The following is a 6,848-nucleotide window of genomic DNA, read 5'->3' on the forward strand; positions in this document are numbered from 1 at the left end:
CGAAAGTCTGGGCGAAGATCGGCCTGTTGAGTTTCGGCGGCCCGGCCGGGCAGATCGCCCTCATGCACAAGGAACTGGTGGAGGAGCGCCGGTGGATCTCCGAAAGCCGGTTCCTGCATGCGCTGAATTTCTGCATGCTGCTGCCGGGACCGGAGGCGCAGCAACTCGCCACCTATATCGGCTGGTTGCTGCACGGCACCCGTGGCGGCATCGTCGCCGGTCTGCTGTTCATCCTGCCGGGCTTCTTCGTCATCCTCGGCCTGTCGTCGGCCTATGCGCTGTTTCATCAGACGGATTGGCTTTCCAGCCTGTTCTTCGGATTGAAGGCTGCTGTGCTGGCGATCGTAATCGAAGCGGTCATCCGGATGGGCCGGCGGGCGCTGAAGACGCGGTTCTCGCTGATCGTCGCCGGGCTTGCCTTCGCCGCGCTCTTCCTGTTCGATCTGCCGTTTCCCCTGGTTGTGCTGGCGGCGGGCGTTGCCGGCTATATCGCAACCCGGATGCAGGCGGACACGGGCGAAAATGCAGTGGCTGCGGCGGCAAAACGAGCGATGGCCGACAAGCCATCCGTCATCGATGCCGGCTTCCCCGACCATGCCACGAACTGGGGTCGCACGGTACGGGTTCTCTGTCTCTGGCTGGCGCTGTGGATCGCGCCCTTCATGCTGATCGCCGGTGTGATCGGCTTCGACAATGTCTATCTCGCCATCGGCCTGTTCTTCTCGAAAATGGCGGTGGTGACCTTCGGCGGCGCTTATGCCGTCCTGGCCTACGTCGCGCAGCAGGCGGTCGAGACCTATCATTGGCTGAAGCCGGGCGAAATGCTCGATGGCCTTGCCTTGGCCGAGACGACGCCGGGCCCGCTGGTTCTGGTCCTGTCCTTCGTCGGCTTCATGGCCGCCTTTCGCGAACCGCTTGGGCTCGATCCGCTCTGGGCGGGCATGCTCGGTGCGACGCTCGCCACCTGGGTCACCTTCGCGCCCTGTTTCCTGTGGATATTCCTCGGCGCGCCCTATGTCGAAACGCTGCGCAACAACAGGGCGTTGTCGGGGGCGCTGGCGGCGATCTCGGCGGCGGTCACCGGCGTCATTCTCAACCTCGCCGTCTGGTTCGGCCTGCACGTCCTCTTTGCCGAGGTCGCGCGATATGCGGCGGGGCCGCTATCGCTGCCGCTTCCCGTCTGGCAGAGTTTCCAATGGCCGGCATTCCTGCTGACGCTCCTTGCTGCTGTTCTGCTGCTCGGGCTGAAGCGCGGGATGGTGACGACGCTGGCGATCTGCGCCGGCGCGGGCTGGCTGATCAGCATTTTTTAGCATCGCCAGTGCCACGGATGCCCGAAACCTTGGGATTCGGCCGCCATTTTCGGCATCCAGTCTTGTGTTTTGGCCGCCTGCCTGCGATGTCACCCCGACCAATTTTTTCTGCGGGAAGCCAGCATGGCCGTTCGGATCAACAGTTTTCGCGACATCGCCAGCCGCTACGACGTCGTCCTGTGCGACGTCTGGGGCGTGCTGCACAATGGCGTCGCGGCCTTCAAGGAGGCCTGCGAGGCTCTGACCGAAGCGCGAGCCATGGGCCTGACCGTCGTCCTCATCACCAATTCGCCCCGCCCGCATCCCGGCGTCATCGTCCAGATTCGCGGGCTCGGCGTGCCGGACAGCGCCTATGACCGGATCGTGACATCAGGCGATGTGACCCGCGCGCTGATCACCGCCGGCCCGAAGAAGATCTATTTCATTGGTGCCGAACGCGACCTGCCGCTGATCGAGGGACTGGGCGTCAGCATGGTGTCGTCGGAAGATGCCGAGATCATCGTCTGCGCCGGCTTCTTCGACGACGAGACGGAAACGGCCGAGGATTACCGCGCGACGCTCTCGGGCATGGTCAAGCGCAAGGTGCCGCTGATCTGCGCCAACCCGGACCTCGTCGTCGAGCGCGGCCACCGGCTGATCCCCTGCGCCGGCGCCATCGCAAAAGTCTATGCGGAAATGGGCGGGGAAACCCGCATTTCCGGAAAGCCCTATGTGCCGATCTATCGTGCCTCGCTGTCCGAAGCCAAGGCGGCACGCGGTGGCTTCGATCTGTCGCGGGTGATCGCGGTCGGCGATGGCATGCCGACGGACGTCAAGGGTGCGCAGGATTTCGGCCTCGATGTTCTCTATATCAGTGCTGGAATTCATGCCGCTGAATACATGACGGAGGAAAAGACCAACGAGGCAAAGCTGACGGGCTTCCTGAAAAGCGAAGGCGCCACCCCCAAATGGTGGATGCCGAGGCTCGCGTGACGGATATGACGGTTTTCCATCGCAACGAAACGCGCGAACCCCTGCCGGAGGCGTTGCGCAGCGGCGTCATCGCCATCGGCAATTTCGACGGCGTCCATCGCGGCCATCAGTCGGTGCTGAACAGGGCTCTGGATGAGGCAGGGGCACGCGGCGTTCCCGCTCTCGTTCTGACGTTCGAGCCGCATCCGCGCAGCGTCTTCCGTCCCGACCGCCCGGTTTTCCGCCTGACACCCGCGCCGCTCAAGGCCCGCATCCTGGAAGGCATGGGCTTTTCCGCCGTCATCGAATATCCGTTCGATCGCACATTCTCCGCGCTTTCCGCCTCCGATTTCATCCGTTCCGTGCTGATGGACTGGCTGCATGCCAGCCATGTGGTAACCGGCTTCGATTTTCATTTCGGCAAGGGCCGGGAAGGCGGCCCGGCCTTTCTGATGGCGGCTGGCGGCGAGAACGGTTTCGGGGTGACGCTGGTCGATGCCTTCCGTGACGAAAACGCCTCGGTCATCTCCTCCAGCCATATCCGCGGCCTGCTCGGCGAAGGCGATGTGGCACAGGCCGCCGGATTGCTTGGCTATCGCTATACGATCGAGGCGGAGGTGATCGGCGGCAAGCAACTCGGACGCACGCTCGGTTATCCCACGGCCAACATGCGGCTGCCGCCGGAGGTCGAACTCCGGAACGGCATTTACGCCGTCCGTTTCCGCTGTGCCGATGGCAGCGTGCATGATGGCGTCGCCAGTTTCGGCAAACGCCCGACGGTCGACAGCGACGGCACAGCGCTGCTCGAAACCTTCGTGTTCGATTTCTCCGGCGATCTCTACGGGCAGGTCTGTTCGGTGTCCTTCTTCGGTCATCTGCGTGACGAGTTGAAATTCGACGGTCTCGATCCGCTGGTGGCGCAGATGAAACAAGACGATGCCGAGGCGCGTGCGCTTCTGTCCGGTGTGCAGGCGCTGAGCGAGATCGACCGCAATATCGCATTTTGAACCGGATAATCCGGCATGATGCCGGACCGTTAACGGGCCTGTCGCCCCTTTCGAAGGATCAAGCCATGGCCACCACGCCCCGCCGCCCCGTCAGCGCGATGGACGCTGCCGAAGCCCTGTTCAAGCCAGCCAAAAAGGCACCGGCGCCTGCCGTCGAAAAGCGCGCTTTGCCGGAAACCAAGGAACTGGTCTCCCTGAAACTCGACAGTTCCGTGCTGCGGTATTTCCAGGACGACGGCCCCGGCTGGCAGGACCGCATCAACGACGCCTTGCGTTCGTTCGTCGCGGCAAATCCGAAGGATTAGGCGACATCAAACCTTGCGATTGGAGCCGGCGGTTTTGAGGATGGCATTGGCTGTGTGCCGGCTCTTCAGATTGTGCGGAACGAGCACCAGTTTTCCGGTCTCGCGGGATCGCCATTTCTCGTGCGAACCTTTGGCATTCGTCTGATATTCATATCCGAGGGCCTGAAGAATGTCGCAGACGACCTTGTAATATCCTTCCGCCACTATGCCGCCGCCGGGACATCTGGCCTTTGCCAGAGAATGGCTGGAATGAGATCGCGCAGAGGCGTGTCGGCGAGATCGGGCGCGCTGATATGGTTTGCGACGATCAGATCTATCGCTGCGTCGAACATTACCTCTTCGAACTGTTCGACCGTGTCGGCTTCGATATGCAGGCCTTCGATGTCGCTTTCCGAGTAAAAGACCTGGGCGTCTGCGTCCCAGAGCGCTTTCACAAAAAATGTCCGTTTGACCATATCCATGCTCCCGCAATCGATCGTTTCGTCCGGAAGCGATCCCGATGATCGTATCACAGGATGAGCTGGCAGTTCCATCCGGTGGTCGCAATGCGGATCTTGTTCGAAACTTTGGCGTTCCATCTTCCTTTTCGCCGGAAAACCGCTTAAACAACCGGCGACCATGACCCGATATCGTCGATTGATACGTGATCAGCGAATTATTGGCCCGGCCTTCGCAGCGCTTTGATAGCCGCCGGAAGGTCCGGGTTTTCGGCGTTCCACCGGAGCGCCACCGTTATCCCCTTGAAGATATCCCGTTCGCACGCGCGGCGACACGCGCTCAACAGTGATTGCAAAAACCATGACCGATACAGCTGAAAAACTCGATTATTCCAAGACGCTCTACTTGCCGGAAACCGAATTTCCGATGCGCGCCGGCCTGCCGCAGAAGGAGCCGGAAACCGTTGCCCGCTGGCAGCAGATGGGGCTCTACAAGAAGCTCCGTGCCTCCGCCGCCGGCCGCGAAAAATTCGTGCTGCATGACGGCCCGCCCTATGCCAACGGCAACATCCATATCGGCCATGCGCTGAACAAGATCCTCAAGGACGTCATCACCCGCTCGTTCCAGATGCGCGGCTATGACTCGAACTACGTTCCGGGCTGGGACTGCCACGGCCTGCCGATCGAATGGAAGATCGAGGAAGCCTACCGCGCCAAGGGCAAGAACAAGGACGAGGTTCCGGTCAACGAATTCCGCCAGGAATGCCGCGACTTCGCCGCCAACTGGATCAAGATTCAGTCCGGCGAGTTCAAGCGCCTGGGGATCGAGGGAGACTTCGACAATCCCTACACGACGATGGCTTTCCACTCGGAAGCCCGCATCGCCGGCGAACTGCTGAAGATCGCCAAGAGCGGCCAGCTCTACCGTGGCTCCAAGCCGATCATGTGGTCGGTCGTCGAGCGCACCGCGCTGGCGGAAGCCGAGGTCGAATATGCCGATATCGAGAGCGACACGATCTGGGTGAAGTTCCCGGTAAAGGATCGCGGATTCAAAAGGAATTCGGATAATGATACAGGGCATTCAACCTATTGGCACGATGAGGCGACGGAGCTTCCTGCTGACGATCAGATGCATGTTGTCATCTGGACAACCACGCCGTGGACCATCCCGGGCAACCGGGCGATCGCCTATTCGCCCCGTGTCTCCTATGGGCTTTATGAAGTAACGGAAGCTGCCAATGATTTCGGTCCGCAACCCGGTGAAAAGCTGATCTTTGCCGATAAGCTGGCAGAGGATGCCGCCTCGAAGGGCAAACTGGTCTTCAAGCGCCTGATTGATTTGAGCTCCGATTTGCTTGGTTCAATCATCTGCGCCCATCCGCTGGCCGCGCTTGGCTACGATTTCAAAGTCCCGCTTCTCGCTGGCGACCATGTTACCGATGACGCCGGTACCGGTTTCGTCCACACGGCTCCCGGCCATGGCGCCGATGACTTTGAAGCCTGGATGGACAACGCCCGGGCTCTGGAAGCGCGTGGCATCTCTTCGAAGATCCCGTTCACCGTCGATGATGCCGGTTTCTACACCGCCGACGCGCCCGGCTTCGGCCCGGATCGGGAAGGCGGCGCCGGCCGCGTCATGGATGACAACGGCAAGAAGGGCAATGCCAACGAACTCGTCATGAAGGCGCTGATCGAGGCTAAGAACCTGTTCGCCCGCGGACGTTTGAAGCACAGCTATCCGCATTCGTGGCGCTCGAAGAAGCCGATCATCTTCCGCAACACGCCGCAGTGGTTCGTCTACATGGATAAGGACCTTGCCGACGGCACGACACTGCGCTCACGCGCACTTTCTGCCATCGACGAGACCCGCTTCGTGCCGGCCGCCGGCCAGAACCGACTGCGCGCCATGATCGAGAACCGCCCGGACTGGGTGCTGTCGCGCCAGCGCGCCTGGGGCGTGCCGATCGCCGTCTTTGCCGATGAGCAGGGTGAAGTGCTGATCGACGAAGCCGTCAACGCCCGCATCATCGCGGCTTTCGAAGTCGAAGGCGCGGATGCCTGGTTTGCCGAAGGTGCCAAGGATCGTTTTCTTGGGCAGGACCACGACCATGCGAAGTGGACACAGGTCATGGACATCCTCGATGTCTGGTTCGACAGTGGCTGCACCCATACGTTCACGCTGGAAGACCGTCCGGACCTGAAATGGCCGGCCGATGTCTATCTCGAAGGCTCCGACCAGCATCGCGGCTGGTTCCATTCCTCGTTGCTCGAAAGCTGCGCCACGCGTGGCCGCGCACCCTACAATGCCGTCGTCACCCACGGGTTCACGATGGACGAGAAGGGCGAGAAGCAGTCGAAGTCCAAGGGCAATGTCGTGGCCCCGCAGGACGTGATGAAAGAATCGGGCGCCGATATCCTGCGCCTCTGGGTCGCCACCACCGATTACTGGGAAGACCAGCGTCTCGGCAAGGCGATCATCCAGACCAATATCGACAGCTATCGCAAGCTGCGCAACACCATCCGCTGGATGCTCGGCACTTTGGCGCATGACAAGGGCGAGGATATCGCCTTCGCCGAGATGCCGGAGCTCGAACGCCTGATGCTGCATCGCCTGTCGGAGCTCGATCAACTCGTGCGCGAAGGCTATGACGCCTTCGACTTCAAGCGTATTGCCCGTGCCCTGATCGACTTCTCCAACATCGAGCTGTCGGCGTTCTATTTCGACATCCGCAAGGATGCGCTTTATTGCGACGCCCCGTCGAGCCCGCGCCGTCGCGCAAGCCTTGCGGTCATCCGCAAGCTGTTCGATTGCCTTGTCACCTGGCTTGCTCCGGT

Annotated in this window: 7 protein-coding genes; 5 read left to right on the forward strand and 2 right to left on the reverse strand. The window is 61.4% G+C overall.

Annotated elements, in window-relative coordinates; all coding sequences use genetic code 11:
• The 4 genes from chrA to VL202_RS20755 all read left to right on the forward strand — a co-directional run.
• Nucleotides 1–1,313: chromate efflux transporter (chrA, locus tag VL202_RS20740; RefSeq protein ID WP_325465964.1), on the forward strand; the 1,313-nt coding region annotated here is incomplete at its 5' end.
• 123 nt (nucleotides 1,314–1,436) lie between these two features.
• Nucleotides 1,437–2,285 (forward strand): TIGR01459 family HAD-type hydrolase, encoded by an 849-nt coding sequence (locus VL202_RS20745; RefSeq protein ID WP_325465965.1) that lies wholly within the window; start codon nucleotides 1,437–1,439, stop codon nucleotides 2,283–2,285.
• Nucleotides 2,286–2,290: 5 nt separating this feature from the next.
• On the forward strand, nucleotides 2,291–3,271 hold the full coding sequence (locus VL202_RS20750; RefSeq protein WP_325465970.1) for a bifunctional riboflavin kinase/FAD synthetase: 981 nt from the start codon (nucleotides 2,291–2,293) through the stop codon (nucleotides 3,269–3,271).
• A gap of 65 nt (nucleotides 3,272–3,336) precedes the next feature.
• Nucleotides 3,337–3,576, forward strand: a complete 240-nt coding sequence (locus tag VL202_RS20755) for a BrnA antitoxin family protein (RefSeq protein WP_325465966.1) — start codon at nucleotides 3,337–3,339, stop codon at nucleotides 3,574–3,576.
• A gap of 6 nt (nucleotides 3,577–3,582) precedes the next feature.
• On the opposite strand, the gene VL202_RS20760 is transcribed toward VL202_RS20755, so the two are convergent.
• Both VL202_RS20760 and VL202_RS20765 read right to left on the reverse strand, forming a co-directional pair.
• Nucleotides 3,583–3,780: a type II toxin-antitoxin system HicA family toxin gene (locus VL202_RS20760; RefSeq protein WP_325465967.1), complete on the reverse strand. Its 198-nt coding sequence runs from the start codon at nucleotides 3,778–3,780 to the stop codon at nucleotides 3,583–3,585.
• Entirely contained in the window at nucleotides 3,780–4,154 is a 375-nt protein-coding gene (locus VL202_RS20765) for a DUF1902 domain-containing protein (RefSeq protein WP_325465968.1), read from the reverse strand. The genes VL202_RS20760 and VL202_RS20765 overlap by 1 nt, the downstream gene beginning before the upstream one ends.
• Nucleotides 4,155–4,374: 220 nt before the next feature.
• On the opposite strand from VL202_RS20765, the gene ileS reads away from it, so the two are divergent.
• On the forward strand, nucleotides 4,375–6,848 hold a 2,474-nt coding region (ileS, locus tag VL202_RS20770; RefSeq protein WP_325465969.1), incomplete at its 3' end, for an isoleucine--tRNA ligase.

Source organism: Pararhizobium sp. (genome assembly GCF_035497515.1).
Lineage (GTDB): Bacteria > Pseudomonadota > Alphaproteobacteria > Rhizobiales > Rhizobiaceae > Pararhizobium.

Excerpts from the sequence above, each read along its gene's own strand:
- VL202_RS20750 (WP_325465970.1), top strand. The coding sequence starts at position 2,291 with ATGACGGTTTTCCATCGCAACGAAACGCGCGAACCCCTGCCGGAGGCG.
- VL202_RS20755 (WP_325465966.1), top strand. The coding sequence starts at position 3,337 with ATGGCCACCACGCCCCGCCGCCCCGTCAGCGCGATGGACGCTGCCGAA.
- VL202_RS20765 (WP_325465968.1), bottom strand. The coding sequence starts at position 4,154 with ATGGAACGCCAAAGTTTCGAACAAGATCCGCATTGCGACCACCGGATG.
- VL202_RS20745 (WP_325465965.1), top strand. The coding sequence starts at position 1,437 with ATGGCCGTTCGGATCAACAGTTTTCGCGACATCGCCAGCCGCTACGAC.